The 541-nt window shown below is 50.6% G+C and carries 1 protein-coding gene; it reads left to right on the top strand.

What is annotated here, in order from left to right:
• Positions 1-26 precede the first annotated feature (26 nt).
• Positions 27-541 (top strand): FIDD domain-containing protein (locus IEV69_RS13830; protein WP_505800986.1); only part of this gene is annotated, 515 nt, incomplete at its 3' end.

The following is a 541-nucleotide window of genomic DNA, read 5'->3' as shown; positions in this document are numbered from 1 at the left end:
TTCCGGATTTTACGGTTACAGATTACATCATTTGTGAGCTGAACAACGATGGAGAGGCCCAGTTTGATTTAACGACCAAGACAGAAGAGATACTATTGACTCAGGAGCCCGGCGACTACCTGGTGAGCTACCACGAGGTAGCAGGCGATGAGGAAATCCCTCAGAATGCGATACCTGTAGTGACCCTTCCCAATTACACCAACACGAGCAACCCTCAGACGCTCTATGTACGCGTAGAGAACACCGAGACGGGTTGTTATGTAACGGGCAGTTTTGAATTGGAAGTACGGGAAGGTGCGAGTGCGACCCCACCTTCAGCACCTTATGAAGTCTGTGAAGACGAGCAGGGTAGTGGAGTGGGCACGTTTGATTTACCGGGTGAGCTGGAAGCAGAGATATTGAATGGTCAGGACCCGGATATTTACCTGGTGAGTTATCACGAGAGTTTAGAGCAGGCAGAGGTCAATGAAGACCCGATTGGGACCCCGGAGAGTTATGAGAGTGAAACCCGGGTAATCTGGGCACGGGTGACCAATAGTGA

The sequence above is a fragment of the Planktosalinus lacus genome (assembly GCF_014640155.1).
Lineage (GTDB): Bacteria > Bacteroidota > Bacteroidia > Flavobacteriales > Flavobacteriaceae > Planktosalinus > Planktosalinus lacus.
Note: the sequence above shows the minus strand (reverse complement) of the source record. Positions and strands in the feature narration are given on the sequence as shown.